This is a genomic window from Streptomyces sp. 891-h, assembly GCF_022760275.1.
GTDB classification, from domain to species: Bacteria; Actinomycetota; Actinomycetes; order Streptomycetales; family Streptomycetaceae; genus Streptomyces; species Streptomyces spirodelae.
In genome coordinates this window covers 2,396,655-2,422,931 of sequence record NZ_CP050693.1, presented here as the reverse complement: position 1 = coordinate 2,422,931, position 26,277 = coordinate 2,396,655, and the positions used below count along the sequence as shown (strand labels likewise).

Here is a 26,277-nt window from a genome sequence, read left to right as displayed (position 1 = left end):
AGATGCCGGAACGTACGCCGCAGCGCGAGCAGACCCACGGTGCTCAGCGCCGGGAGCGGGACGGGCACGGTGGGCCGCTGAAGCGGATCGGTCTGGCCGAGGTCTACAACCCCTCGATGGAGCCGACCCTCTTCCCCGGCGACCAGCTCCTGGTCACCTACGGCGCGACCGTGCGCGCGGGTGACATCGTCGTGCTGCGCCACCCCTTCCAGCACGATCTGCTCATCGTCAAACGCGCACTCGAACGCCGCTCCGGCGGCTGGTGGGTGCAGGGCGACAACCCGGAGGTCAAGAACGACAGCCGGGAGTTCGGCGCGATCCCCGACGACCTCGTCGTGGCCAGGGCGTGGCTGCGGCTGCGCCCGCCGCGCGGCCTTCAGCGCTCCCCGGGATCGCTGGTGCGCTGGTCGGTCTCGGCAGTCCGCCCGCTGGTCGGCCCGGTGCGGCCGCGTCCGCCGTCCGACGGCGCCTCGGCGGGCCCTGCCGGGCTGCTCTCCAGGCGCTTGCGGGCGCGGTAGGCGGCCACGTTGGCGCGGGTCGCGCAGCGGTCCGAGCAGTAGCGGCGCGAGCGGTTGGTCGAGGTGTCCAGATAGGCGTTGCGGCAGGGTGTCGCCTGGCAGATGCCCAGCCGGTCCACGCCCAGGTCGGTGAGGTGGAAGGCGAGCCCCATACAGGCCGTCGCGGCGTAGGCGGCGGTGGCGTTGGCCGGCTGCTCGGCCAGGTGCATGTGCCAGCGCGGCCGCCCCTCCTCGTCCAGGTCGCCGTGTCCGGAGATCTGCGGACTGGTGGGGAATTCCATCAGCAGCGCGTTGAGCAGGTCGACGGCGCGCACCTCGTCGCCCTCGGAGGCCGCGGTGAAGACGGCGCGCAGCCGGGTTCGTACGGCGCGCAGCCGGCTGACGTCGGCCTCGGTCGTACGGCGCGCCATGGACCCGTGTGCGCCGAACAGCTCGCGGACTGCCTCCACCGAGGTGAGGGTGTCTTCCCCGCGCTCGGGCTGCTCGCTGTTCACCAGGCGCACTGCCAGATCTGAGTAATAGTTCAGTTCCACTTGTGATCCTTACGGCGGGCGGTCTATCGTCAGTAATAGTTGAAGGCCCTACGAGCGTATTACGGCGGAGGACGGGCATGACGACCCACGCACTCGACAAGGCCGACTGGCGGCGCTGGCAGGAGAGTTGGGACCGGCAGCAGGAGTGGTACATGCCCGACCGCGAGGAGCGGTTCCGGGTCATGCTGGAGATGACAGAGGCCCTGGTGGGCCCCGAGCCCCGGGTGCTCGACCTCGCCTGCGGTACGGGCAGTATCTCGGACCGCGTCCTTGCGCGGATGCCGAACGCGACGACCGTCGGCGTCGACCGCGACCCCGCGCTGCTGGCCCTCGCGCGCGGCACCTTCGCTGACGACCCGCGGGCCACCTTCGTGACGGCCGACCTGAGCGACCCCGACTGGCCCGCGCTGCTCCCCGAGGGCCCCTACGACGCCGTGCTGACCGCCACGGCACTGCACTGGATGCGCACCGAGCCGCTGCGTGCCCTCTACGGGCAGCTCGCCGGGGTGGTGCGGGAAGGCGGCGTCTTCATGAACGCCGACCACATGCCGGACGAGTCGACGCCGCGCATCAACGCCGCGGTGCACCTCTTCGAGGAGGAGCGGCGCAAGCGGCAGCACGACGCGGGTGCGCTCGACTGGGGCGGCTGGTGGCGGGCGCTCTCCGAGGAGCCCGCCCTCGCCCAGGTCGCCCAGGAGCGGTTCACCCTGTTCGGCAACCCGGCCGAGGTGCGGCACGACCACAACAACGAGGAGTTCCAGAGCGCGGAGTGGCACGCCGCCACCCTCCGCGACGTCGGCTTCGCCGAGGCCCGCATGGTGTGGGCCTCAGCTACGGACGCCATGGTGCTCGGCCTGCGCTGAACGCGCCCCGTCAGGGGCGCGGGGAACTGCGCGAGCAACCACAACGCACCCGCAGCCTGCGACGTGCAGCAAGGGCCGCCCCCTCACCGGACACCGGCGAGGGGGCGGCCCCAAGAAGTTCGGCTAACGCCGTGCGACGCCCTCCGCACGGGCCGCAGCCGCAACGGCGGAGGTCACCGCAGGTGCCACCCGCTCGTCGAAGGGCGAGGGGATCACCCTCTCGGCACTGAGCTCGTCGGCGACGACCGCGGCCAGCGCCTCCGCGGCGGCCAGCTTCATACCCTCGGTGATGTCCGTGGCCCGGACCTGCAGCGCCCCGGCGAAGACACCGGGGAACGCCAGCACATTGTTGATCTGGTTGGGGTAGTCACTGCGCCCGGTGGCCACCACCGACGCGTACTTACGGGCCACATCCGGGTGGATCTCCGGGTTCGGGTTGGCCATGGCGAAGATGAACGACCCCTTCGCCATCGTCGCGACGGCCTCCTCGCGCACCGTGCCGCCGCTGACGCCGATGAACACGTCGGCGCCCTCCAGCGCGGCCTCCAGGGAGCCTGAGATGCCCGCCTTGTTGGTGAAGCCGGCCAGCTCCCGCTTGACGTGGGTGAGGTCGTCGCGGTCCGCGGAGACGACGCCCTTGCGGTCGCAGACCGCGACGTCCCCGATGCCCGCCTCGACGAGGATCTTGGCGATGGCGACCCCGGCGGCGCCCGCGCCGGAGATGACGGCGCGCAGCGAGCCCAGCGCGCGGTCGCTCAGCTTCGCCGCGTTGCGCAGCGCGGCCAGCGTGACGATGGCCGTACCGTGCTGGTCGTCGTGGAAGACCGGGATGTCCAGCTTCTCCTTGAGGCGGGCCTCGATCTCGAAGCACCGGGGTGCCGAGATGTCCTCGAGGTTGACACCGCCGAACGACGGTGCGAGCCGGGTCACCGTGTCCACGATCTCGTCCGTGTCCTTGGTGTCGAGCGCCAGCGGGACCGCGTCGACGCCGCCGAACTGCTTGAAGAGGATGGCCTTGCCCTCCATGACCGGGAGGGAGGCGCCGGGGCCGATGTCGCCCAGTCCGAGCACCGCGCTGCCGTCGGTCACCACGGCGACGACCTGGGACTTCCAGGTGTAGTCGTCGACGAGCCCGGGCTGTTCGGCGATGGCGCTGCAGACCTTGGCGACGCCCGGCGTGTAGGCGAGGGACAGGTCGTCGGCGTCCCGCACCGGCACGGTCGCCTGGACGGCCATTTTGCCGCCCCGGTGCAGGGCGAACGCCGGATCGATGACATCCGACTCCAGCCCGTCCTTCTGATTGACGATCTCCGCTGCCACTGTGTTGAACCCCTTTGTCGAATCTGTGTGAGGGTGACCGCTCCCTGCGGTGAGGAACGGGCGGGCACCACGTCCGCTTCCCGGGCGAGCGGCCTGTCGCGGCCCGGAGGGAGGTACGGACGCCGGGCGCGCCGCACACGCGCCCTGGTCCCCGGGTGAGGGGTGTAATCGACCTTTCTACCCGACACCGGCAGCCGAGGACGACCTAGTTCCGGCCGCACCGGGACCGAAGCTGCACCAATGCGGGGCAAACTGCCTCGACTCCGACTCGAAGTCCGCGGAGTGAGACGGGCGGCCGGTGTGAGCGACCACACTTCGGTCTCCGACCCCTTTACGGCCCTCTGCCGTGCCCTGTAATCGGAGTCGGATATCCGTTATCCGATTTTGACCTCGGAGGCGTCCTGCAGCCGCTTGTCCGGATGGCAAGATGCCCCCCATCGTTCATCCGTTCATCCGTCGGACACGGTCGCGACATCCGAAGGTGTGTGCCCGACCCCACGGCTTCCCCCTCACCTCAGGAGGACCAGCGCATGACCGTCAGCAGACTCATGACCACCGGCCGGGCCGCACGCGCGGCCGCCCGCCGCGCCGGGACCGTGCCGGTGGCCCTCGCGGTCGGCGGCGCCCTGCTGCTGGCCGGCTGCGGCGACCAGACCGAAGGGGCCGGCGGCGGCTCCGGCGGCGGGAGCAGCAAGCTGAACTCGATGCTGCCGGAGAAGATACGCAGCGCGGGCGTGATCAAGGTCGGCACCGACGCCGCCTACAAGCCCATGGAGTACAAGGAGGGGGCCGACATCGTCGGCCTCGACCCGGACCTCGCCGACGCGATGGGCAAGAAGCTGGGCGTCCGCTTCGAGTTCACCAACGGCACCTTCGACGGTCTGATCACCTCCATGCAGACCGGCCGCTTCGACATGATCATGTCCTCGATGACGGACACCAAGGACCGCCAGGAGGGCCTGGACGACAAGGGCAAGAAGGCGGGCAAGGGCGTCGACTTCGTCGACTACCTCTCCGCCGGCTCCTCGATCCTGGTCAAGAAGGGCAACCCGGAGAAGATCGAGTCGGTCGATCAGATGTGCGGCAAGAAGGTGGCAACCCAGCGCGGCACCACCTCGCACGAGATCCTCAAGACGCAGACCAAGAAGTGCGTCAAGGAGGGCAAGAAGAAGATCGACATCGAGCCGTACAACACGGACGACGAGGCCCGGGTACGGCTGAAGGCCGGCGGTGTCGTCGCGGACATCTCCGACTTCCCCGTCGCGGCCAACGCCGCCAAGTCCGGGAGCGACTTCGAGGTCGTCGGCGACCAGATGCAGTCGGCCCCCTACGGCATGGCCGTCAGCAAGGACAACAAGAAGCTCCGCGACGCCCTCAAGGCCGCCATGGAAGAGATCATCGAAGACGGCTCCTACAAGCGGGCGCTGGAGAAGTGGGGCGTGCAGGACGGCGGCGTGAAGAAGGTGACGATCAACGCCGGCACCTGAGCCGCCGGTACCTGAACCGGCGGCAACCGAGCCGCCGGCACCTGAGCCGCCGGCACCTGAGCCGCCGATACCTGAGCCGCCGATACCCGAGCCGCCGGTACTGAACCGGCGGCACCTGAGCCGCGCGGCGCGGACCCACGAGACACCCAGCTGGACGCCGAGGACGCTGAGAGGCAAGCCCCCGTGACACCACCCACCATCGACAAGATCTCCTCCGGCGGGGCACCCCCGTCGAAGGAGGCCCCCCAGGCCATCAAGGCCATACCCGTGCGGCACTACGGGCGGTATGTGTCCGCCGTCGTGGTCCTCGCTCTCCTGGCGCTGCTCGTCCGCGCCTTCGCCACCGCCGAGGGGCTGCGCTGGCAGGCGGTGGGCGACTTCTTCTTCAACGACCAGATCCTCGAAGGCGTCAGGAACACGCTGGTCGTCAGCGTGCTGTCGATGCTGATCGGGCTGGTGCTCGGGATCGTCCTCGCGGTCATGCGGATGTCGAAGAACCCGGTGACCTCGTCCGTGGCCTGGGGCTACATCTGGTTCTTCCGCGGCACGCCGGTCTATGTGCAGCTGCTGCTGTGGTTCAACCTGGCGCTGGTCTTCCCCGTGTTCAACATCATGCCCATCTACAAGGACGAGATGACCGACGTCATGACTCCGTTCATGGCGGCGCTCCTCGGCCTCGGTCTCAACGAGGCCGCGTACATGGCGGAGATCTGCCGGGCCGGCATCCAGTCGGTGGACGAGGGTCAGACCGAGGCCTCGCAGGCGCTCGGTATGACCCAGGGGCAGAACATGCGCCGCATCGTGCTGCCCCAGGCGATGCGGGTGATCGTGCCGCCCACCGGCAACGAGTTCATCAACCTGCTGAAGACCTCCTCGCTGTGTTCGGTCGTGATGTACGAGGAACTGCTGCGCAAGGCGCAGAACATCGGCAACACCTCCAGCGCGGTCGTGGAGATGCTGCTGGTGGCCACCATCTGGTACCTGGTCATCACCAGTGTCTTCAGCGTGGGCCAGTACTACCTGGAGCGGCGCTATGCGCGCGGCTCCCTCCGCCAACTGCCCGACACCCCGTGGCAGCGCATACGCAAGAACGTCTTCGGCATGGGCCGGGGCACCGGATCGGGGGTGCAGGGCGCATGAGCACGATGGTCAAGGCCGAACAGGTCTGCAAGTCCTTCGGACACGTCGAGGTCCTCAAGGGCATCGACCTCGAGGTGAGGACCGGCGAGGTCTTCTGCATCGTCGGGCCCTCCGGCTCCGGCAAGTCCACCTTCCTGCGGTGCATCAACCACCTGGAGAAGATCAACGCCGGGCGGCTGTACGTCGACGGCACGCTCGTCGGCTACCGCGAGAAGGGCGGCAAGCTCTACGAGCTGCGGGACCGCGAGGTAGCGGCCCAGCGGCGCGACATCGGCATGGTCTTCCAGCGCTTCAACCTCTTCCCGCACATGACAGCGGTGGAGAACGTGATGGAGGCGCCCGTCCAGGTCAAGCGGACGCCGCGGGCCGAGGCGCGCAAGCGGGCCACCGAACTGCTGGACCGGGTGGGGCTGGCCGACAAGGTCGACAGCTACCCCGCGCAGCTCTCCGGCGGTCAGCAGCAGCGGGTGGCCATCGCACGGGCGCTGGCCATGGACCCGAAGCTGATGCTCTTCGACGAGCCGACCTCCGCGCTCGACCCCGAGCTGGTGGGCGAGGTGCTCGATGTGATGAAGGGACTGGCCCGGGACGGGATGACGATGGTCGTCGTCACCCATGAGATGGGCTTCGCGCGGGAGGTCGGCGACTCGCTGGTGTTCATGGACGGTGGCGTCGTCGTCGAGTCCGGCGACCCGAAGGACGTACTGGGCAACCCGCAGCACGAGCGAACCAAGTCCTTCCTCTCCAAGGTGCTGTAGCCGAACGGCCAGGGCCGCCGCCGCTTCACACGGGCCGAGACGCCGTCGTTCCTGGAATAGCGGCCGCCGATGTGATGCTGTGTCGGCCATGGCATACAACGCACAACTCGGCAGGGTCGGCATCTGGGCCGCCGCACTGCGCATGGACGACGCCGCACGGCGGCCCCAGGTCGAGGAGGCCGCCGCCGAACTGGAGGAGCTGGGATACCGCGCTCTCTGGATCGGCGGCAGCCCCTCGCCCGACATGGCGCACCAACTGCTGGCGGCCACCTCGCGGGCGACGGTCGGCACCAGCATCCTCAGCATCTGGCAGCACGCGGCGCCCGAGGTGGCCGCGCGGCACGCGCAGCTGACGGAGGAGTACGGCGGCCGCTTCCTGCTCGGCCTCGGCGTCAGCCACGCGGAGGCGCACAGCGGCCACACCCTCGACCATCCGCTGGCCAACCGGCCCTACTCGGCCATGCGCTCCTACCTGGACGTGCTGGACAACGCGCCGCGCCCGGTCCCGGCCGCCGGGCGAGCGCTGGCGGCGCTGGGGCCGAAGATGCTGCGGCTGGCGGCCGAGCGCTCGCTGGGCGCCCTGCCCTACCTCGTCACCCCCGAACACACGGCCGAGGCCCGGGACATCCTCGGCGCCGACCCGCTGCTCGCGCCCGAGCTGAAGGTCGTCCTCCTGCCCTCCGGCGGCGACCGCGCCCGGGCCTACGCCACGGCGCGCGACTACCTCTCCTTCTATCTGGGCCTGGCCAACTACCGGAACAGCCTGCTCCGCCTCGGCTTCGCCGAGTCCGACCTCGCCGACGGCGGCAGCGACCGACTGATCGAGGCGGTGTACGCCATCGGTGACGCCGAGGCCATCCGCGCCCGCGTGGACGCCTTCTTCGACTCCGGCGCCGACCACGTCGCCCTCCAGGTCGTCACCCCCGGCATCGGCACCGATCTCCCCCGCGAGGAGTGGCGCACCCTGGCGGAGGCCATGCCGCTGGACGGCTGAAGCGCCGGCTCCGAGCGAGTGGATCACTCGTTCGGAGTACCGCGAGCGTGAATCCGTACGACAAGCCGTCCGGTCCGCCAAGACTGTCCCCGACAAGGAAGGAGGTGCCAACATGACGGTTATGGTCGAGCGGAACGCGCACAAGCCCGCAGGGCAGATGGCCGTGGAGGAGTTCGAGCAACTCGCCTCCGGGGCCCCGGAGACCGTCACGCTGGAGTTCCTCGGCGGACAGATCGGGGTCAAGAAGGTGCCGGACGGAGATCACAGCGAGATCATCAGGTGGCTGCTGACGCGGTGCATGCAACACCGTCCGGAGCTGTTTCTGTATCCGGAGCAGGGGCTGGTGGTCGAGGCGTACCGCAAGGGGCGTGCACGGCCGGACGGAGTCCTCGCGCCGACGGACCACTTCTCCGGGCAAGGAGAGTGGGCCGACGCCGAAGGGGTCTTGATGACGGTGGAGGTCACCTCGTACGACCACGACACCGACCAGCGCGACCGGTGGGAGAAGCCCAGGGCGTACGCGGAGGCCGGAATCCCCGTATACCTGCTGATCGACCGGGACTCCTGCACCGTCACCGTGCACAGCGGTCCGGAACGGGGCCACTACCGCGACACCCACACCGTGAACTTCGGCGAACCGGTCGAACTGCCCGATCCGGTCGGCTTCACCCTGGATACGGCGAAGTTCAAGGACTACGTGCGCTGACGGCGTGAGATGGGTCGCTCGGGGGCCGTACGGTCTGTCCCCGGGCGCACGGCGCGGCGTAGCGTCAGGGCATGTTTGCTGCATACGCCGCTCGTATCGACAAGGAAGAGCCGCTCAACGGGCTGGAGCTGGGCGACAGGCCGGAGCCCAAGGTGCCGCCCGGGTGGATGACGGTGGCGGTGAAGGCGGCCTCGCTCAACCACCACGACCTGTGGTCGCTGCGCGGTGTGGGCCTCGGCGAGGAGTCGCTGCCGATGATCCTCGGCTGCGACGCGGCCGGGATCGACGACGACGGCAACGAGGTCGTGCTGCACTCGGTCATCGGGCAGACCGGGCACGGGGTGGGCCCGCGCGAGCCCCGCTCGATCCTCACCGAGCGCTACCAGGGCACCTTCGCCGAGCGGGTCGCCGTGCCGCAGTGGAACGTACTGCCGAAGCCGAAGGAGCTCTCCTTCGAGGAGGCGGCCTGCCTGCCCACGGCCTGGCTGACCGCCTACCGGATGCTGTTCACCAACGCCGGTGTGCGGCCAGGGGACTCGGTACTGGTGCAGGGCGCGGGCGGCGGCGTGGCCACCGCCGCCATCGCGCTGGGCGCCGCCGCCGGGCTCAGGGTGTTCGCCACCAGCAGGGACGAGACCAAGCGGAAGCGGGCGCTGGAGCTGGGTGCCGAGGCGGCCCTGGAGGCGGGCGCCCGGCTGCCGCACAAGGTGGACGCGGTACTGGAGACGGTGGGTGCCGCCACCTGGTCGCACTCGGTCAAGTCGCTGCGCCCCGGCGGCGCCCTGGTCATCTCCGGCGCCACCAGCGGCCCCAACCCGCCGGCCGCCGAGCTGAACCGGATCTTCTTCCTGGAGCTCAAGGTGATCGGCTCCACCATGGGCACCAAGGAGGAGCTGGCCGGGCTGCTGAACTTCTGCGGCGCCAAGGGCGTGCGGCCCGTCATCGACTCCGTCCTCCCGCTGGACCGGGCCCGCGAGGGCTTCGCGAAGATGGCGGAGGGCGACCTGTTCGGCAAGGTCGTGCTGACCGTCTAAGCCCGCTTCCCAGCGGGTGCGTGCCGCTCCGTGTACTGGGCGAACGGCGGGATGCCGACCTCCGCGCGGTGTGCGTCCAGCTTCTCCTTGTCCTCGACGGGCCAGGGGACCGGCGCCCCGTCCGCTGCGACGCCCTGGATCTGGGTGCCGTAGCGCTGCGGCAGGCCCGCGTTGACATGCAGCCGGTCGCGGAGGAAGGCCAGCCGGGAGGGGCCCTCTGGACCGGCGCTGCCGTCCTGGACGGCCTGTTCCAGCAGGCGGAGGGCCAGCCGCTGCACGTCCAGCTGCCGGTCCGCGTGCTGTGCCACCAGCCAGGCGCCCAGGGCGGCTTCCTCGCCCACCTCAGCGGCGGCCGGCCAGTGCCCGTGCTTCTCCAGCAGGGTGCGCAGCCGGTCGCCGTGCCGTGCTGTCACCCGCCGCCAGGCGAGTTGTTCGGCGGGGTCGTCGCTGTTGGCCTTGGGGGCCGCCGCCTGGTCGGCGGCCTTCATGGCGATCAGTTCGTGGCGGAGCTCGGAGTGCTGTTCGAGTGCGGTCATGGCAGCGACTCTAGGAGCGTTTTCCGCGCCGAATGTCGTCCTGGAAGACGGTGACGAGAGCCCCTTTTGGCAGTCATACTTGAACAGAAGGCGAGGCCGGTGAGGGTTTCGCGGCAGGTGAGGGCTCCAGCGATACGCGGATCTTGGACTGGCCGTGGCCCAGCAGTTCCCAGTCGTCCATGAAGCGGGCGCACAGGCCGTGCCGCTCGGCCAGCTCCGTCAGCGTCTCCGTGCGGTAGTAGAAGTCCTCCCGCAGCACCTGGTGTTCGGTGCCGAGAGTGCGGTCGAAGGTGAAGTCGAAGAACCCGCCGGGCGCCAGCACCCGGCCCACATGGGCCAGGCACTCCTCGATGATGTGCAGCGGCGAGTGCGAGAAGACGCTGTGCGCGTGGACGACGTCGAAGTGCGTGTCGGGCAGGAAGTCCAGCGTCAGGTCGTGGGTGAGGGTCAGATACGGCAGCTTTCCCTGGAGGCGCTGTTCGGTGAGTGTCCGCTTGGCGGCGATCAGCACGTCGGGGGAGATGTCGATGCCGTAGTAGTTGCCCGGCTCCAGGAACTGGATGAAGCGCCACCCTGCGCGCAGGTTGCCGCAGCCGATGTCGAGCATCCGCATCGACGGCTGCAGGCCGTGTTGGCGAAGGTAGTCGAATTGGAGCTCGCCCAGCTGCAGCCACGCCTCGCGGGTCGGGCTGCCGACCGCGGCGTCCGGGCTGCGCCGGGTGTCGGAGGCCATCACCGCGCGGTAGTAGCTCACATGGTCGCGGTGCTTGAAGGCCAGCCACCGGTCCCGGCCCGCGCGCCGCAGATGGCCGGGGATGCGCTGCGGATGTGTCAGGGCGTATCTGGCCTTGTGGGCGAGGGCCGTCCGGTCGACGAGGAGGTTCTTCCTGCTGGCCATGGGGACTCCCGGCTGCGAGGCGTGGGCGCCGTTCGGCTTTCGTGTGACGAACGCACTGCCGCCAGTCTCGGCAGCGGTACCGGGGCGCGCCCCGCCCGGCTGGGCCGTCCGGGTTCTTCCGCCCGTCTGTAGGAGTGACGCGGGAAATTCGCTGGTCCGTCCGTGTGGCGGAGGCAGAGGTACCCCGGGGCAGGCAGGCGCAGCGGCCCGGCGTCATCCGGTGGGAGGGGGACCGCCGACCCCGGTGCCCAACTCCGCGAGCACCGCCGCTGCCTGGCGGACCGTCCCCTCGACCAGCTCGGCGACGCTCGGCAGGTCGTCGATCACCCCCGCGACCTGCCCGGCGGCCATCACCCCGGCGTCCGTGCGGCCCTCGACCATGGCGGCCTTCAGCAGCATCGGGGTGTTGGCGGCCAGCAGCAGCCGGCCCAGGGACAGGTCCTTGCCGTGCCGCAGGGCGCGGCCGTCGCGCAGCATCGCGGCCCACGAGAGGCCCGCGTGCTTCTTGAACGCGGCGGCGTGGCGCAGCGCGCGCAGCAGCCCCGCCACCCGCCCCGAGGACTCCAGGGCCGTCACCATCTCGCTGCGCAGCATCCGGTGCGGCAGTCCGTCGACCTTCGTGGTGACGGTGACGTCGGTGACCCGCGCCGCCAGATAGCGGGCCTTCACCGCGTCGGGCACCGTGGACTCGCGGGTCAGCAGGAAGCGGGTGCCCATGGCGGCGCCCGCCGCGCCGTAGCAGAGCGCGGCGGCCAGCCCGCGCCCGTCGTGGAAGCCGCCCGCGCCGAGGACGGGAACGCTGACCGCGTCCACCACCTGCGGCAGCAGCACCGATGTGGCGACCTGTCCGGTGTGCCCGCCGCCCTCGCTGCCCTGTACCAGGACGGCGTCCGCGCCCCACTGGGCGACCTTCCGCGCGTGCCGGGCGGCGCCGACGGTCGGTATGACGACCACGCCCGCGTCCTTGAGCCGCCCGATCAGCTCCCGGGAGGGAGCCAGCGCGAACGAGGCGACGCGTACGCCCTCCTCGATCAGGAGCCGCACCCGGTCCTCCGCGTCGCCCGCGTCTGCGCGCAGGTTGACCCCGAACGGCGCGTCGGTGCGGGCCCGTACCTCCCGTACGGCCTCGCGCAGTTGCGGCAGCGTCATGGTGGCGGAGGCCAGGATGCCCAGCGCCCCCGCGTCGGCCGTCGCGGAGACCAGCCGGGGACCGGCCACCCAGCCCATGCCGGTCTGCACCAAGGGGTGGCGTACGCCGACGAGCGAGGTGAACGGGGTGCTCAGCGGCGCGTCGGAGGCTGCCACCGGGTGGGGGCTCATGTGCGGACCTCGCGGTCGCGGCTGCCGTGCGGGTCCAGCACCTCGCGCAGCAGCCGAAGCTCCTCCCGGGTCGGTTCGCGGGTGACGGGCACCTGGCCGGGCACGGCCGGCTCGAACCCCGTCTGCTCGCACACCTGGGCGACGCTCACACCCGGATGGACGCTCGCCAGCCGCATCCGGTGGTCCGGGGTCGCGAAGTCGAACACCGCCAGGTCGGTGACGACCCGGCGCAGCTCGTGGAAGCGCGCAGCTGCCGGGCCCGCCTCGGCCGCCCGGTCGTAGCCCACACCGCTGACCGTGTCCACGCGGGGGACGAAGACCCGGCGCGAGTGTCTGGGCACCCAGTAGGAGACGGGGTGGTTGACGGTGTTGGAGGGGGCTCCGCGCGCGCCGAGCAGCTGCCGCCGGGGGCGGGCCCGGTCGCCGATGCAGGAGATGTTCTGGTTGCCGTAGCGGTCCAGCTGGCTCGCGCCCATCATCATGTGCCGCTTGCCGCGCGCGGCGAGGGAGAGGTGCTTGCGGTACGGCAGCCAGCCCTCGACCGGCGCGGGGTCCTCGGGGGTGCTCTCCGGGGTGCTCAGCAGCATCGCCTCGCCGTCGGTCAGCAGCAGCCGCGGGCTGAACGTCAGCCGCGCCAGCCGGGCGCCCAGCGCCGGCACGGTGCCGGCTGTGGCGGCCAGCACCTCGCCGTCGCCGCGCCAGGCCTCGGCGCAGGCGACGACGCAGACCTCGGCGCGAGTGGCGCGGGTGGCGTCGGCGGCAGCAGGGACCCGGGCCGTCATACGGTCGCCTCCCGCCGCGCGAAGCCGTCGACAGCGCGCTGGTAGGCGCGCTCGTCACCGGCCAGGAAGTGCTCCTCGAACCCCCGCCAGGCGTCCGGGTCCTGGGCGGCTCGTACGTACGCGCGCTGGAACGCCTCGTCGCGCCCGTAGTCGGGGGCGCAGGCCGTGAAGTGGGCGCCGTGCGGCGTGTGCAGCACGCCGGTGACGTTCTGCCGCTGCACCAGCAGCGACTGCGGCGGTCCGGTGAAGCGGTCGACGATCCGCTCGCACGACAGATAGGTGTGCTCGGCCGCCTCCGTGAACAGGTCGTCGAAGAACGGGTCGGGGCCCAGCGACTGCCCGTTCCCGCGTACGTCGGCGCGGTTGAGGTGCACCAGCGCCACATCCAGCGTCAGCGCGGGCGCCGCCAGCAGCTCCTCGCCGTCCTGATACGGGGAAGTCACCGTACGCAGCCGGGGGTTGTGGCGCGGGATGTCGGAGCCGATACCGGCGCGTACCGGCATGAACGGCAGCCGGTGCGCCGCCGCAGTCAACCCCCACAGGAACATCGACTCGTCCCACTCCTCGAACTCCAGCGCTCCCGCTTCCCGGGCGGCGCGGAAGTGCGGTTCCAGCGGCACCGAGTCCAGCGTCACGAACGGTGCCACCAGCTTGCTGATCCGCCCGGCCGCCGCGAGCAGCCCCACGTCGGGGCCGCCGCACGAGACGACGGTCAGATTCGTGACGTCGGTCCGTAGCAGCGCCCGGACCAGCGCCATCGGTTTGCGCCGTGCGCCCCAGCCGCCGATGCCGACGGTCATGCCCGACTCGATACGCGCCGCGAACCCGGCGAGGGAGAGGCTCTTGTCCAAGGGGGTCACCGCTCGGCCCCCTCGGCGGCGGGCGCGTCGAGGAAGGCGTCCCGGTGCCGGTCGGAGACGCCCGAGAGGTTGGCCTCGAAGGTGAAGCCCTGCTCGTAGCGGTAGCTGCGGCGCACGTCGAGCGGGTCGATGCCGTTGAGGGCCTCCTTGGCGAGGCGGAGCAGCAGACCGTCCTTCGCGGCGATCCGGTCGGCCAGCTCGAAAGCCGTCTCCAGCAGGGTGTGCGGGCCCTCGGCGAGGGCCCATACGGCGCCGTGCCGGTGCAGCTCGCGGGCTGTGACGGTGCGGCCGGTGTAGTAGAGCGGGCGCATCAGGTGCGGGGGCAGCATGCGGGACAGATGGGTGGCGGCGCCCAGTGCGCCCCGGTCCAGTTCGGGGAGGCCGAAGGTGGCGTCCTCGGTCGCCACGAGCGCGTCGGCGTTGCCGACCAGGCCGATGCCGCCGCCCAGGCAGTGGCCGTGCACGGCGGCGATGACGGGCACCTCGCACTCGTAGACGGCGGCGAACGCCGCCGCACAGCCCCGGTTGGCGCCGAGGAGCGCGCTGTGGCCCGCGGTCCGCTGGATCTCCTTGATGTCGACCCCCGCGTTGAAGCCCCGGCCCGCGCCGGTCAGTACGACGGCGCGGTGCGCCGGGTCGCGGCCCGCCGCCGTGAGGGCTTCGGCCAGCTCGTACCACGCGCGCACCGGCAGGGCGTTGACCGGTGGGTGGTCGACGGTCACCACTGCGACGCCGTCGCGCGGTGTGGAGGTGGAGACAGACATCGCGGGATCAGCTACCTTTCCACCTAACGTTTGTTTGGTGCCGTGCAGTTGTGCAAGCTAGCAGCGGTGCCGCCCTCGCGAAAGAGCCGACGTCATGAGCGTTGCCGTATGAGCGTTGCTGTCATCACCGGCGGAACCCGCGGGGTGGGCGCGGGTATAGCGCGCGCGTTTCTCCGCACCGGCGCGCAGGTCGTCATCTGCGCCCGCCACCCGCCCCCGCGCCCCCTCACGGCCGACGGCCGCCACGCCCGCTACCACCCTCTCGACGTCCGCGACCCGGAAGCGGCGGCGGAGTTCTGCGACCGCGTGGCCCGCGACCACGGCTCCCTCGACGTGCTGGTCAACAACGCGGGCGGCGCCCCGTACCGCCCGCTTGCCGAGGGCGACCCGCGGCGCCACGCCCGCGTGATCGAACTCAACCTGCTCGCCCCGCTGTACCTCTCCCGTGCGGCACACGCGCTGATGCGCACCCAGCGCGGTGGCGGCGCCATCGTGATGGTGGGCAGCGTCAGCGGGACCCGCCCGTCACCGGGTACGGCGGCGTACGGCGCGGCCAAGGCGGGGCTGGAGAACCTGGCGCGCTCGATGGCCATGGAGTGGGCCGGGGACGGGGTGCGGGTCAACACCGTCGTCCTCGGAATGGCCCGCACGGAACTGACACAGCTGCACTACGGCGACGAGGCAGGTGTCGCGGCCGTCAGCGCGACCGTGCCGCTGGGGCGGCTCGCCGAGCCCGAAGAGGTGGGCGACGCCTGCGTGTTCCTGGCCTCCGATGCCGCGCGCTACATCTCCGGCGCCTCGCTCGCCGTGCACGGCGGGGGCGAGCGTCCCGCCTTCCTGGACGCCGCGAACGTCAACGAACCCTGAGCCCGGAGGTCGTCATGGACCAGCAGCGAGCCGCCCGCACCCAGGAGACCCCCGCCCAGGACCGCCCCGCCGCGGGACGCGTCGTCGTCGTCACCGGCGCGGGGCGCGGGCTGGGCCGCGCGCACGCCCTCGCCTTCGCCCGCGCGGGCGCCCGGGTTGTCGTCAACGACCTGGGCGTCGCCCTCGACGGAGCGGGCGGCACGGACACCTCGGCCGAGACCCCGGCCGGGCAGGTGGCCGCCGAGATCCGGGCGATGGGCGGCGAGGCGGCCGTCAGCACGGACGACGTGGCCGACAGCCAGGGAGCGGCCCGGCTGGTCCGTACCGCGCTGGAGCACTTCGGCCGCCTGGACACCCTGGTCAACAACGCGGGGTTCCTGCGCGACCGGATGCTGGTGAACCTCGACGAGGACGACTGGGACGCGGTCGTACGGGTGCATCTGAAGGGCCACTTCCTGCCGATGAAGCACGCGGCCGGGTACTGGCGCGGCGAGGCGAAGGCGGGCCGCACGCGCCGCGCCCGGATCGTCAACACCTCCTCGGGCGCCGGCCTGCTGGGCGCCGTCGGACAGGGCAACTACGCCGCGGCGAAGGCCGGTGTCGCGGCGCTCACCCTCGTCGCAGCCGCCGAGTTCGGCCGGTACGGCGTCCAGGTCAACGCGGTCGCCCCTGCGGCCCGCACCCGGATGACCGAGCGGACCTTCGCCACGCGGATGGCCGCGCCCGCCGACGGGGGCTTCGATCCGATGGCCCCGGAGAACGTCTCGCCGCTCGTCGTCCACCTCGGCTCCGACGCCTGCGAGGGCATCACCGGACGCGTCTTCGAGGCGGAGGGCGGCCGGATCACCCTCATGGACGGCTGGCGCCGTGCCGCCCACATCGACAAGGGCACCCGCTGGGAACCGGCCGAACTGGCGGCCCCCCTCCGCGGGTTGCTCCGCGAGTCCCCTGGCCCTGAACCGGTGTACGGCGCGGGGTAAGCCGGGGAGGGGCTGCCCGTGCCCGTGCTTAGCGCACTGCGGGTGCGCTGTTGGTTGCGCGCGCAGTTCCCCGCGCCCCTGACGGGGCGCGTCCCTCCCGCTGTGCTCGGGCAGTCTGGGGCGATGGGGGTACCCCCTCATCGCCCCACAGGAGCACCCACCCTGCCGGGGCGGCCCCCGGTCAGGAGTTCCGCGTGGGTGAGAGCGAAGTCCCCATTGGGCAGCAGCCCCGAAAAGTGCTCGCCGCGCACCTGGTGGGGCAGAAAGCCGCGCAGGCGGTCCCGCACACCGGGGGAGTAGCCCACCGGCTCGCCCCACCCGGCAGGCGCCTCGTCGCTGCCGTACAGCACCCAGTGGTCGACCGGGACCTTCCCCACCATGCCCGGTGGCCGCCCGGTGTGGGCGTCCAGCGCGGGTGCGGTCAGCACCTCGGGGTCGAGCGGCGGGTACCACATCAGCAGCGGTTTCGCCTGCGCGGCCTCGGTGTTGTCGAAGCAGCACACGGCCATCGCGTACCCGGGGTAGCGCTCCGCGTAGAACCGCATCAGCTCCGGGGCGAGGCCCGGCCGCTTGTGCGCGGGCACCCGGTCGAGCGCGGCGGGCAGTTCGGTGGGGTCGGAGGCGAGCAGCACCGTGTAGATGTCGTGCTCGAAGACCTGCACCCCGCGCGTCGGCTGCTCCCAGCCCATCCAGTCCATCCCGCCCGCCGCCACGGACCTGGGCCGTACGGCCTTCACCATCCGCTCCAGCACATCCGAACTGCGCCCCACGTCCAGGAAGTTCTCCTGCGTCATGCTTCGCGCGGGCAGATGCAGCAGCATGGCGTTGGGGCCGTCGGCGCGGTTGACGGCGGTGTTCTGGTAGCCGAGGACGTGCACCAGCCCGTGTTCGGGGTGGTGCACGCGCCCCATGTACAGCGTGGTGCCGGAGAACTCTGCGGGGCCCAGGGAGACGCACATGGGTCCACGTTCTCAGAACGCGCGGACAGGCTTGCCCGGGGGCCGCCTCACAGTCGTTCGATGATCGTCACATTCGCCTGGCCGCCGCCCTCGCACATGGTCTGCAGCCCGTACCGGCCGCCGGTGCGCTCCAGTTCGTGCAGCAGGGTGGTCAGCAGTCTGGCGCCGGTGGCGCCGAGGGGGTGGCCCAGGGCGATGGCGCCTCCGTTGACGTTGACCTTCTCCGGGTCGCAGCCGGTCTCCCGCAGCCAGGCGAGGACCACGGGGGCGAACGCCTCGTTGATCTCGACCAGATCGATGTCCTCCAGCGTCATCCCGGCCCGCTTCAGTGCGTGCGCCGTCGCCGGGATCGGGGCCGTCAGCATCCGGATCGGGTCCTCGCCGCGTACGGAGAGATGGTGCACCCGGGCGCGCGGGGTGAGGCCGTGGGTGCGTACGGCCTCCGCGGAGGCGAGCAGCACGGCGCTGGAGGCGTCCGAGATCTGCGAGGAGACGGCGGCCGTCAGCCGGCCGCCGGGCACCAGCGGGTCGAGTGCGGCCATCTTCTCCAGGCTGGTGCCGCGCCGTGGCCCCTCGTCCACCGCGTGGTCGCCCCAGGGGACGATCTCCCGCTCGAAGCGTCCCTCGTCGACGGCGCGCAGCGCCCGCTCGTGCGAGCGCAGCGCCCAGCGCTCCATCTCCGCGCGGCTGATGTCCCACTGCCGGGCGATCTGTTCCGCGCCGGTGAACTGGCTGACCGGCTTGTCGCCGTAGCGGGCCCGCCAGCCCTCGGAGCCCTGGAAGGGGCCTTCGGTGAGGCCGAGCGGGGCGCCCGCACGGCCCGAGGCGTAGCCGATCGGTACCTGGGACATGTTCTGCACCCCGCCCGCGACCACCAGGTCGGCCGTGCCGGACATGACGGCCTGCGCCGCGAAGTGCACGGCCTGCTGCGAGGAGCCGCACTGCCTGTCGACGGTGACGCCGGGCACGGACTCGGGCAGCCCGGCTGCCAGCCACGCCGTGCGCGCGATGTCACCGGCCTGCGGGCCCACGGTGTCCAGGCAGCCGAAGACGACGTCCTCGACCGCCTCCGGGTCGATGCCGGACCGCTCCACCAGCGCGCGCAGCGCGTGCGCCCCCAGGTCCGCGGGGTGCACCTGGGCCAGCGCTCCGCCGCGCTTTCCGACGGGCGACCTGACGGCCTGGACGATGTAGGCCTCACCGCGGGACATACCGGTCACACTCCTTGGGTCATCGGGCCACCGGGTGGGTGGCGATTCCGTCGAGCACCATCGAGGTGTACTGCTCGGCGATCTGTGCCGCGCTCTTGCGTCCGCCGGGCCGGAACCAGACCGCCGCAACCCAGACGGTGTCGCGTACGAACCGGTAGGCGACGGGGATGTCCAGGCCGCCGCGGAAGCTGCCGTCGGCCACCCCGCGCTCCAGGGTGCGCGTCCACAGCTTCTGGAACCGCTCCTGCGAGTCGGCCAGATACCGGAAACGCTCCTGGGAGGCCAGCCTGCGGGCCTCCTTCTGGTAGATGGCGACGGCCGGGCGGTGCCGCTCCATCTGCCGGAACGACTCGGCCACCAGCCCCTCGAACGTCTCGCGCGGTCCCAGTCCGGCCTCCTCGATCCGCTGGTAGCCCGCCCACAGGTCGGTGAGGAAGGCGCTGAGGATCTCGTCGGCCATCGACTCCTTGGAGTCGAAGTGGTAGTAGAGGCTGCCGGCCAGCAGCCCGGCGCGGTCCGCGATCGTACGGACGGTGGTCGCGTTGTAGCCCAGCTCCGCGAACACCTCGGCGGCAGTCGCCAGCAGTTCGGCACGGCGCCCGGCACCGGGCGCCGTCCTCGCGCCGGGGGCGGTCGTCCTGGCACCGGGGGCGGTCTTCTTCGGCGTCACCATGCGTCCATTGTCCGTCGGGCGGGCGGCCGGTCCCGTCATGGATGCTGGCTGCTCACGGCGACGGTCTCGCCCGTCATGTACGAGGAGTAGTCGCTGGCCAGAAAGACGATCACGTTGGCGACCTCCCACGGCTCGGCGTGGCGCCCGAACGCCTCCCGGGAGGTCAGTTCCTCCAGCAGCTCGGGTGTGGTGACCTTGGCCAGATGCGGGTGCATCGCCAGGGAGGGCGCGACGGCGTTGACCCGTACGCCGAAGTCGGCCGCCTCCAGTGCCGCGCAGCGGGTCAGTGCCATCACGCCCGCCTTGGCCGCCGCGTAGTGGGCCTGGCCGCGCTGGGCACGCCAGCCGACGACCGAGGCGTTGTTGACGATCACCCCGCCGCCGCCCGGCTGGTCGCGCATGGCGCGCAGCGCTGCGCGGGTGCAGCGGAACGTGCCGTTCAGGGTGGTGTCCAGGACGCGGGACCACTGCTCGTCGGCCATCTCCACCAGCTCGGCCGTTCCGCCCAGGCCCGCGTTGTTGACCAGTACGTCGATACCGCCGTGGCGGGCGGTGCAGGCGGCCAGCAGCGCGCCCACCTCGCTCTCTTCGGTGACGTCGCAGCGCACGGCGTGCACGCGGCCGGGGCCGAACTCCCGGGCCAGTGCCTGCGCCGTCTCGCCGAGGCGGCGCTCGTGCACGTCACCGATGACGACGCCCGCTGCGCCCTCCTCCAGCACGCGGCGCGCCGTCGCCCCGCCGATCCCGGTTCCGGCCGCTGCCGTGACGACGACGGAGCGGTCGGCGAGCAGACCGTGCGGTGCGGGGCAGGGGGGTGCGGCGCTGCTCATGGGGCGGCCCCTCGCGGCTCTGCGGCTCTGCGGCTCTGTGTGGCTCTGTGGCTTTGCGGCTGTGCGGCTCTCGACGTGGTGGCGGAGCCACGTTAATCTACCAAACGCTTGTTAGGGAAGCACTGTGCAGCCTCGTGCGAGGAGCGTGCCCGCATGCCCGACGACGGCCCGGCGGCCCCGCAGGTGGTGACGTACGAGCGCGTCGGCGCCGTCGCCCACGTCACCCTCGACCGCCCCGAGTACCGCAACGCCCAGAACTCCGCGATGACCTACGCCCTCGACGCGGCCTTCCAGCGGGCAGCGGACGACGACGCGGTCCACGCCGTGGTCCTCGCAGGCGCGGGCGACCACTTCAGCGGCGGGCACGACATCGGCACCCCGGGCCGGGACGCGCACCAGTCGTTCCCCCGTAAGGCCGGACTGTGGTGGGACCACGTGGGCAAGGAGGGCGCCGAGGCCCGCTACGCCCGCGAGTCCGAGGTCTATCTGGGCATGTGCCGCCGCTGGCGCGAGCTGCCCAAGCCGGTCGTCTGTGCCGTACAGGGCGCCTGCGTAGCGGGCGGACTGATGCTCGCCTGGGTGTGCGACCTGATCGTCGCCAGCGAGGACGCCTTCTTCGCCGACCCGGTGGTACGGATGGGCATCCCCGGCGTCGAATACTTCGCCCACCCCTGGGTGCTCGGACCGCGCGTCGCCAAGGAGTTCCTGTACACGGGGGACCGGATGACGGCGCGGCGCGCGTACGAGATCGGCATGGTCAACCGCGTCGTCCCGCGCGCCGAACTCGCCGCCGAGGCCACTGCGCTCGCGGCCCGCATCGCCGAGATGCCGCGCTTCGGCCTCGCCCTGACCAAGCGCGCGGTCAACCAGGCCGAGGACCTGATGGGCCTGCACAGCGGCCTCGACTCGGTCTTCGGACTGCACCACCTCGCGCACGCCCACAACGCCGAGACGGGCGCCGACGCGCTCGGCGGGATGGACGCGCGCGCGATGCGGGCCGCGGGGCGCCGTGCCGGGCACCCCGCGCGGGACAGCCGTGCCGGGCACCCCGCGCGCGACACCGGACCTCGAGGCGGGGCCGGAGCCTGAGCATGGACCTGGAATTCAGCGCCGCCGAGAAGGCGTTCCGCGCCGAGGCCCGCGCCTGGCTGCGGGCACACGTACCCGCCCGGCCGCTGCCGTCCCTGGAGACGGCCGAGGGCTTCGCCGCGCACCGGGCCTGGGAACGCGAGCTGTACGCCGGGGGCTGGTCGGCGGTCTCCTGGCCGCGCGAACTGGGCGGCCGCGGCGCGAGTCTCACCGAGTGGCTGATCTTCGAGGAGGAGTACTACGCAGCCGGGGCGGCAGGGCGCGTCAGCCAGAACGGCATCAACCTCCTCGCCCCCACCCTGTTCGCGCACGGCACCGAGGAACAGCTGGCGCGCATCCTGCCGCCGATGGCGGCCGGGCAGACGATCTGGGCGCAGGCATGGTCCGAACCCGAGGCCGGCTCCGACCTCGCCGCGCTCCGCTCCCGCGCCGAGCGCACCGGACAGTACGGCGGTGGCTGGCTGCTGTACGGCCACAAGACCTGGTCCTCGCGCGCCGCGTTCGCCGACCGGGCCTTCGGCCTCTTCCGCACGGACCCGGAAGCCGAACGGCACCGGGGGCTGAGCTATCTGATGTTCCCGCTGGACGCGCCGGGAGTCACCGTACGGCCCATCGGACGGCTGGACGGCAAACCGGCGTTCGCGGAGATCTTCCTGGACGCCGTCTTCGTCCCCGACGCCGATGTCATCGGGGAGCCGGGAGACGGATGGCGGGCCGCCATGTCCACCGCGGGCAACGAACGGGGCCTCACCCTGCGCTCACCCGGCCGCTTCACCGCCGCCGCCGAGCGCCTCCGCCGGCTGTGGCGCGAGCGGGCCGCCGCCGACGACACCGCGCTCGCCGGACGGGTGGCCGACGCGTGGATCCGGGCCCGTGCCTACCAGCTCGCGGGGTACGCGGCGGCATCGGCGGCATCGGCGGCTCCACGGGCAGCCGCGGACTCGCCGCGGGGGGAGCGGAAAACCGACGCGGGTCCCGCGGCCTTCGCCTCCTCTCTGAACAAGATCTTCTGGTCCGAGCTCGACATCGACCTGCACGAGACCGCGCTCGATCTGCTCGGCCCCGGCGCGGGCGAGATCACCGAGGGCGGTCCGGGCGCCGAGTGGCTGGACGGCTGGGTCTTCGCCCTCGCCGGGCCCGTCTACGCGGGCACCAACGAGATACAGCGCGACATCGTCGCCGAGCGGGTGCTCGGCCTGCCGAGGGGGCGCTGAGCCGCCGTGCGCTTCCTGCCGGACGAGGACCACCGCAGCTACGCCGCGACCGTCCGCCGTCTGCTCGCCGACGCCGGTCCGTACGAGGCCGCCCGCGCCTGGGCTGCCGGCGACCACGCGCCGGGCCGCGCCCTGTGGCAGGCCCTCGCCGGGACGGGACTGCCCGCGCTGGCCGTCCCCGAGGAGCGCGGGGGCATCGGCTGGTACCCGCCCGAACTCGCCGCCGCCTTCGTGGAGATCGGCCGGGTCTCGGCCCCAGGACCGCTGGTGGAGACGGTCGCGCTGGCCGCTGGGCTGCCCGCCGCCTCCGGCTGGACAGCGCGTCTGCTGAGCGGCGACCGGCTGGCGACCGTCACCGATCCCGCGGCCGGATACGCGGTGGACGCGCAGGTCGCCGATGTGGCCTTCGTCCTGGAGGGCGACGGGCTGGCCACCGGCACGGTCGCGGGTGCCCCTTCGCGCTCCCTGGACCCGGGCCGCCACCTGGTGCGCTGTGTACCGGGCGAGGCCGTGGCCGCCGACACCTGCCGGATCAGGGCGCTGGCCACCCTGCTGACCGCCGCACAGCTCCTCGGCGCCGGGGAGGCGTTGCTTCAAGGGAGCGTGGATTACGCGGGGCAGCGGCGGCAGTTCGGGCGGCCGGTGGGCTCCTTCCAGGCGGTCAAGCACCAGTTGGCGAACGTCGCCGTGGCGCTGGAGTTCGCACGGCCGCTGCTGTACGGCGGGGCGCTGGCCGTACGGGGCGACACCGGCGCCGACCCCCGCGACCTGCCCGCCGCCAAGGCGGCCTGCGCGCACGCCGCCCACCTGGCCGCACGCACCGCGCTCCAGGTGCACGGAGCCCTGGGCTACACGGACGAGTACGACCTGACCCTGCCGCTGCGCAAGGCCCGCGCCCTGCACGGCGCCTGGGGCACCCCGGCCGCCTGTCAGGCGGCGGTACTGGCGGGTGAACTGCTGCCGGGCTGAGGTGGCGACAGGGACTCAACTCGGGAAGGAGCGGGGCCCGCCATGGGAGAGCGCGGCCTCGGGGGCGAGACAGCGGCGGCAGGCGCGTACCGAAGTGCTCAGTACGGCGTGCGAGGCGGCGGACAGCGCACCCGCCAGCGCGGGCAGCGGCCACTGGTCGGTCACAAAAGCCGTGCAGACCAGCCCCGCCGTGGCGAGCGCCATGCCGACACCCGCTCCCGTCCCCGCCCAGGCGACCACCCGGGGCAGCGCGCGCGGGCCGGGGAACCGGCGCGCCAGCACACCACCGGTCGCGGCAAGGGTGACGGCCGCGAGCAGGGTGCTGACGACCGCCAGCAGCGCCAGGGGAGCGGCCACCGAGCCGACGGCGCTACGCGCCAGCGCCCAGCACACCAACAGGAACGGCACGCACAGGGCCGCCGCCCGCGCGGTGTGGCGGGTCTGCGCGACCGTCAGCTCGCGCTGGCACTCCCGCGCCAGCTCGCCCACCGCTCCGAAATCCCGCACCGCCAGCCGGGCCGCCTCGGCGCGGGGCAGGCCGTCGAGGACGTACGCGTCGGTGGTGTCCAGCAGTCCGTCGTGGATCTCCGCGACCATCCGGGACTTGACCCGTGCCGGGCCTGTCAGCCGGGTGCTCAGCGCCGCCGTGTAGGCGACCAGCGGATCGGTGTGCGGCCGCTGCGCCTGCGAGTGCGGCTTCCCGTCGCTGCCGGTGCCGGTGCCGGTGCCGTTGCCGGTGGCGTGGCTCGTGGCTCTGCCGCTCGAGGTTCGGCGGCGCATGATCCGGCTGCTCATGTCGCGGGTCCGGCCCCGAGGGCGCCGGGCCCGAGGGGAGCGTTGAGGACCGCACCGATCGCCGTGGTGAACTGCTGCCAGGCCGTGCGCTCCTGTGCGAGCGCGCTCCGCCCGGCGTCGGTCAGCGTGTAGCAGCGCCGCCGCCGCTCGCCGACCGACTGCCAGTCGCCGGCCAGCAGCCCCAGCCGCTCCAGCCGGTTGAGCGCCGGATAGACGGTGCCTGTCCGCAGCTCCAGCGCGCCGCCGCTGCGCTCCTGCACCGCGGTGATGATCGCGTACCCGTGCAGGGGTCCGTCCTCCAGCACGGCCAGCAGCAGTCCGTCGAGGTGCCCTCGCACCGCCTCCGTCTTCATAGGGGCAGTGTAGGCAAGGAACATATTGGTGTGCTACCTATTGGCAGCCAACGCATATGCGTAGGCTGCCAACACATCCGTTTCGCCAGAACCGGGGGTCCTCGGTGACCAAGCTGCTGCTCTCCCTCCACGTCCTCGCGGCGATCCTGGCCGTGGGCCCGATCGCGGTCGCCGCTTCGATCTTCCCGCGTGCCGCCAGAGAGCTGCTGGCCGCCGGGGAAGGCGCCAGGACGGGCCGCGGCGCCGGAGCCGCCGCGCTGCTGCACCGGATCTGCAAGGGGTACGCCGTCTTCGGTGTGGCCGTACCGGTCTTCGGTATGGCGACGGGTGCCCAACTCGGCGTCCTCACGGACGCCTGGCTGGTCGCCTCCCTCATCCTGACGACCCTCGCCGCCGTCCTCCTCGGCGCCGTCGTACTGCCCCGCCAGGCCCGGATGCTGGGCGCGGCGGGCATCGGCCTGGACGAGGGCGAGACGGTGCCCGGGATATCCGACCCGCGCGCCGCCGCTGCCCGGTTGGCCATGGCGACCGGCATCTTCAATCTGCTGTGGGCCGTGGTGGTCGTCCTGATGATCGTCCGCCCGGGCTCCACGACCGGGGCGTGATGCCCGGGTGCGTATGCGGCGTGCACGCGAAGGAGCGGGTGGGAGGTGTTCCTCCCACCCGCTCCTTTTCGCATGCGGGGTGCTGGTGCGTGCTGTGCTGTGCTGTGCCGTGCTGTGTGTGCTGGGTGCCGGCTCAGTAGGCGGAGTTGACGTTGTCCATGGAGCCGTAGCGGTCGGCTGCGTAGTTGCAGGCGGCGACGATGTTGGCGACGGGGTCGGTGAGCTTGTCGGGGGTTCCTTCGACGTGGTAGCGGTCGAAGGTGGGCTGGATCACCTGGAGGAGGCCCTTGGAGGGGGTGCCCTTCTGGGCGTTGATGTCCCAGTCGTTGACCGCATTGGGGTCACCGGCCGACTCGCGGATGATGTTGCGCTTGATGCCGTCGTAGGAACCGGGGATCCCGTGCTTCTTCATGATCGCGCGGGCCTCACGGATCCACCCGTCCAGATTGTCCGCGTACTCCTCACCGCCGGCCTGCTTGCTGTCGGCCTTGGCGTGAGCCTGCTCGGCCTTGGCGTGGGCGGCCTGGGCGGCGGCCTTCTTGGCCTGCGCGGCGATGTCCTGGGCGGTCGAAGAAGCGCCCTGGACAGCCGGAGAGGCGCCCTCGGCGGACGCGCCCTCGGCGCGGTCGGCGGCGGTACCGAAGTGCACCGTCGCGGAAGCGCTCTTGACGGCGAAGGTCTTGCCCTCCGCCTTGCCCGGCGCGCTGTTGTGCGGCGCGGCGGTGGAAGCGGCGCTCTCGACGGCGAAGGACTTGCCCTCGGCCTTGGCGGGCGCACCGGCGGCGTGCGCGGTGCCGGCGAGCGCGGTGGTGGCGATACCGGCCGCGCCCAGAGCGGTCAGGCCGGTGGTGGCGAGGCGGCGGGTGGGCTTGAGGGTACGCAGAGCGGTACGCATGCGAATGGAGAGCCTTCCAAGTGGGGGGACGTTCCGGCCGCGTCCTTCCGGGGCGCCTCTTCGGGGCGTGCATCCCGGTCTCGTCGCGACCTGGCCCCACCCTGCGGACTGGCTCCCCGCCGCATCAAATATGTGACGTACGATCCAGAATCGTCGGATTTGCCCTGGGGTGGGGAGTACTCGCCGCGTGGCATGGGAACCGGCAAACCGGACATACGAGGCTGGCTCGTAAGTGATCTGGCTCCTATGGGCGGCTTCACATCCGGGCCCTCGTCGGCCCCCGCTCCGCTCGCCCTGGGTGCGGGCGCCCGGACTCCCCGTAGT

At 72.0% G+C, this 26,277-nt stretch carries 27 protein-coding genes and 2 pseudogenes; 14 read left to right on the top strand and 15 right to left on the bottom strand.

Annotation, left to right across the window (positions count from 1 at the left end; translation table 11 throughout):
- Positions 1-2: 2 nt before the first annotated feature.
- Positions 3-431, top strand: a pseudogene (sodX, locus tag HC362_RS10225) (nickel-type superoxide dismutase maturation protease); the annotation flags it as partial.
- On the opposite strand, the gene HC362_RS10220 reads toward sodX, so the two are convergent.
- Positions 377-1,051 carry a CGNR zinc finger domain-containing protein gene (locus tag HC362_RS10220; RefSeq protein WP_347568431.1) on the bottom strand — a complete coding sequence of 225 codons (675 nt, stop codon included), beginning with the start codon at positions 1,049-1,051 and terminating at the stop codon, positions 377-379. The pseudogene sodX and the gene HC362_RS10220 overlap by 55 nt on opposite strands.
- Before the next feature lie 77 nt (positions 1,052-1,128).
- Here HC362_RS10220 and HC362_RS10215 point away from each other — a divergent pair, with 77 nt between their 5' ends.
- Complete coding sequence (locus HC362_RS10215) at positions 1,129-1,914, top strand: class I SAM-dependent methyltransferase (RefSeq protein ID WP_243083620.1); 786 nt, start codon at positions 1,129-1,131, stop codon at positions 1,912-1,914.
- A gap of 123 nt (positions 1,915-2,037) precedes the next feature.
- Here HC362_RS10215 and HC362_RS10210 read toward each other — a convergent pair.
- Positions 2,038-3,183 (bottom strand): annotated as a pseudogene (locus HC362_RS10210) (NADP-dependent malic enzyme); the annotation flags it as partial.
- 581 nt (positions 3,184-3,764) lie between these two features.
- Between HC362_RS10210 and HC362_RS10205 the strand changes: the two are divergent.
- The 6 genes from HC362_RS10205 to HC362_RS10180 all read left to right on the top strand — a co-directional run bounded on the left by HC362_RS10205 (position 3,765) and on the right by HC362_RS10180 (position 9,353).
- Positions 3,765-4,721 carry an ABC transporter substrate-binding protein gene (locus tag HC362_RS10205; RefSeq protein ID WP_243083618.1) on the top strand — a complete coding sequence of 319 codons (957 nt, stop codon included), beginning with the start codon at positions 3,765-3,767 and terminating at the stop codon, positions 4,719-4,721.
- A gap of 183 nt (positions 4,722-4,904) precedes the next feature.
- Entirely contained in the window at positions 4,905-5,861 is a 957-nt protein-coding gene (locus HC362_RS10200; RefSeq protein ID WP_243083616.1) for an amino acid ABC transporter permease, read from the top strand.
- The gene (locus HC362_RS10195) at positions 5,858-6,619 is read left to right on the top strand and encodes an amino acid ABC transporter ATP-binding protein (RefSeq protein WP_279240088.1); all 762 of its coding nucleotides are present in this window, start codon (positions 5,858-5,860) and stop codon (positions 6,617-6,619) included. Before HC362_RS10200 ends, HC362_RS10195 begins: the two co-directional genes overlap by 4 nt.
- 88 nt (positions 6,620-6,707) lie before the next feature.
- Entirely contained in the window at positions 6,708-7,613 is a 906-nt protein-coding gene (locus HC362_RS10190) for a TIGR03620 family F420-dependent LLM class oxidoreductase (RefSeq protein WP_243083615.1), read from the top strand.
- Between the two features lie 112 nt (positions 7,614-7,725).
- On the top strand, positions 7,726-8,319 hold the full coding sequence (locus tag HC362_RS10185) for a Uma2 family endonuclease (RefSeq protein WP_243083614.1): 594 nt from the start codon (positions 7,726-7,728) through the stop codon (positions 8,317-8,319).
- A 71-nt stretch (positions 8,320-8,390) separates the two neighbouring features.
- Complete coding sequence (locus tag HC362_RS10180; protein WP_243083612.1) at positions 8,391-9,353, top strand: zinc-binding dehydrogenase; 963 nt, start codon at positions 8,391-8,393, stop codon at positions 9,351-9,353.
- Here HC362_RS10180 and HC362_RS10175 read toward each other — a convergent pair.
- The 6 genes from HC362_RS10175 to HC362_RS10150 form a co-directional block, all read right to left on the bottom strand.
- Positions 9,350-9,889 (bottom strand): DUF6624 domain-containing protein, encoded by a 540-nt coding sequence (locus HC362_RS10175; protein WP_243083610.1) that lies wholly within the window; start codon positions 9,887-9,889, stop codon positions 9,350-9,352. The genes HC362_RS10180 and HC362_RS10175 overlap by 4 nt on opposite strands.
- Before the next feature lie 73 nt (positions 9,890-9,962).
- The gene (locus HC362_RS10170; RefSeq protein WP_243083609.1) at positions 9,963-10,787 is read right to left on the bottom strand and encodes a class I SAM-dependent methyltransferase; all 825 of its coding nucleotides are present in this window, start codon (positions 10,785-10,787) and stop codon (positions 9,963-9,965) included.
- A gap of 213 nt (positions 10,788-11,000) precedes the next feature.
- On the bottom strand, positions 11,001-12,107 hold the full coding sequence (locus HC362_RS10165; RefSeq protein ID WP_243083607.1) for a nitronate monooxygenase: 1,107 nt from the start codon (positions 12,105-12,107) through the stop codon (positions 11,001-11,003).
- On the bottom strand, positions 12,104-12,889 hold the full coding sequence (locus HC362_RS10160; RefSeq protein ID WP_243083606.1) for a CoA-transferase: 786 nt from the start codon (positions 12,887-12,889) through the stop codon (positions 12,104-12,106). Before HC362_RS10160 ends, HC362_RS10165 begins: the two co-directional genes overlap by 4 nt.
- A complete protein-coding gene (locus tag HC362_RS10155) occupies positions 12,886-13,740 on the bottom strand; it encodes a CoA-transferase (RefSeq protein ID WP_347568536.1) in 855 nt (284 codons plus the stop codon). Before HC362_RS10155 ends, HC362_RS10160 begins: the two co-directional genes overlap by 4 nt.
- A 5-nt stretch (positions 13,741-13,745) precedes the next feature.
- A complete protein-coding gene (locus HC362_RS10150) occupies positions 13,746-14,513 on the bottom strand; it encodes an enoyl-CoA hydratase family protein (protein WP_243083604.1) in 768 nt (255 codons plus the stop codon).
- A 108-nt stretch (positions 14,514-14,621) separates the two neighbouring features.
- Between HC362_RS10150 and HC362_RS10145 the strand changes: the two genes are divergently transcribed.
- Together HC362_RS10145 and HC362_RS10140 are read left to right on the top strand one after the other, a co-directional pair.
- On the top strand, positions 14,622-15,380 hold the full coding sequence (locus tag HC362_RS10145) for an SDR family oxidoreductase (RefSeq protein WP_243083603.1): 759 nt from the start codon (positions 14,622-14,624) through the stop codon (positions 15,378-15,380).
- A 14-nt stretch (positions 15,381-15,394) separates the two neighbouring features.
- Positions 15,395-16,360 (top strand): SDR family oxidoreductase, encoded by a 966-nt coding sequence (locus tag HC362_RS10140; RefSeq protein WP_243083602.1) that lies wholly within the window; start codon positions 15,395-15,397, stop codon positions 16,358-16,360.
- Positions 16,361-16,497: 137 nt separating this feature from the next.
- On the opposite strand, the gene HC362_RS10135 is transcribed toward HC362_RS10140, so the two are convergent.
- From HC362_RS10135 to HC362_RS10120, 4 genes are read right to left on the bottom strand one after another with little or no spacing between them, the layout of a single operon-like run.
- Positions 16,498-17,319: a hypothetical protein gene (locus HC362_RS10135; RefSeq protein ID WP_243083601.1), complete on the bottom strand. Its 822-nt coding sequence runs from the start codon at positions 17,317-17,319 to the stop codon at positions 16,498-16,500.
- A 47-nt stretch (positions 17,320-17,366) separates the two neighbouring features.
- Positions 17,367-18,530 (bottom strand): acetyl-CoA C-acetyltransferase, encoded by a 1,164-nt coding sequence (locus HC362_RS10130; RefSeq protein WP_243083599.1) that lies wholly within the window; start codon positions 18,528-18,530, stop codon positions 17,367-17,369.
- 19 nt (positions 18,531-18,549) lie between these two features.
- Positions 18,550-19,203 carry a TetR/AcrR family transcriptional regulator gene (locus tag HC362_RS10125; protein WP_243083597.1) on the bottom strand — a complete coding sequence of 218 codons (654 nt, stop codon included), beginning with the start codon at positions 19,201-19,203 and terminating at the stop codon, positions 18,550-18,552.
- 35 nt (positions 19,204-19,238) lie between these two features.
- The gene (locus tag HC362_RS10120; RefSeq protein WP_243083595.1) at positions 19,239-20,033 is read right to left on the bottom strand and encodes an SDR family oxidoreductase; all 795 of its coding nucleotides are present in this window, start codon (positions 20,031-20,033) and stop codon (positions 19,239-19,241) included.
- Positions 20,034-20,186: 153 nt separating this feature from the next.
- Here HC362_RS10120 and HC362_RS10115 point away from each other — a divergent pair, with 153 nt between their 5' ends.
- From HC362_RS10115 to HC362_RS10105, 3 genes are read left to right on the top strand one after another with little or no spacing between them, the layout of a single operon-like run.
- Positions 20,187-21,122, top strand: a complete 936-nt coding sequence (locus HC362_RS10115) for an enoyl-CoA hydratase (RefSeq protein WP_243083593.1) — start codon at positions 20,187-20,189, stop codon at positions 21,120-21,122.
- Positions 21,123-21,124: 2 nt separating this feature from the next.
- Positions 21,125-22,336 carry an acyl-CoA dehydrogenase family protein gene (locus tag HC362_RS10110; protein ID WP_243083591.1) on the top strand — a complete coding sequence of 404 codons (1,212 nt, stop codon included), beginning with the start codon at positions 21,125-21,127 and terminating at the stop codon, positions 22,334-22,336.
- 6 nt (positions 22,337-22,342) lie between these two features.
- Entirely contained in the window at positions 22,343-23,305 is a 963-nt protein-coding gene (locus tag HC362_RS10105) for an acyl-CoA dehydrogenase family protein (protein WP_243083590.1), read from the top strand.
- A 15-nt stretch (positions 23,306-23,320) separates the two neighbouring features.
- Here HC362_RS10105 and HC362_RS10100 read toward each other — a convergent pair whose 3' ends face one another.
- Positions 23,321-24,085: a permease prefix domain 1-containing protein gene (locus tag HC362_RS10100; RefSeq protein WP_279240086.1), complete on the bottom strand. Its 765-nt coding sequence runs from the start codon at positions 24,083-24,085 to the stop codon at positions 23,321-23,323.
- Positions 24,086-24,096: 11 nt separating this feature from the next.
- Positions 24,097-24,453, bottom strand: coding sequence for a helix-turn-helix transcriptional regulator (locus tag HC362_RS10090; RefSeq protein WP_243083588.1), 357 nt, complete (start codon positions 24,451-24,453; stop codon positions 24,097-24,099).
- A gap of 104 nt (positions 24,454-24,557) precedes the next feature.
- On the opposite strand from HC362_RS10090, the gene HC362_RS10085 reads away from it, so the two are divergent.
- Positions 24,558-25,058 (top strand): DUF2269 family protein, encoded by a 501-nt coding sequence (locus HC362_RS10085; protein WP_243083586.1) that lies wholly within the window; start codon positions 24,558-24,560, stop codon positions 25,056-25,058.
- Between the two features lie 133 nt (positions 25,059-25,191).
- On the opposite strand, the gene HC362_RS10080 is transcribed toward HC362_RS10085, so the two are convergent.
- Positions 25,192-25,953, bottom strand: coding sequence for a transglycosylase SLT domain-containing protein (locus tag HC362_RS10080; protein WP_243083585.1), 762 nt, complete (start codon positions 25,951-25,953; stop codon positions 25,192-25,194).
- Positions 25,954-26,277: the final 324 nt, after the last annotated feature.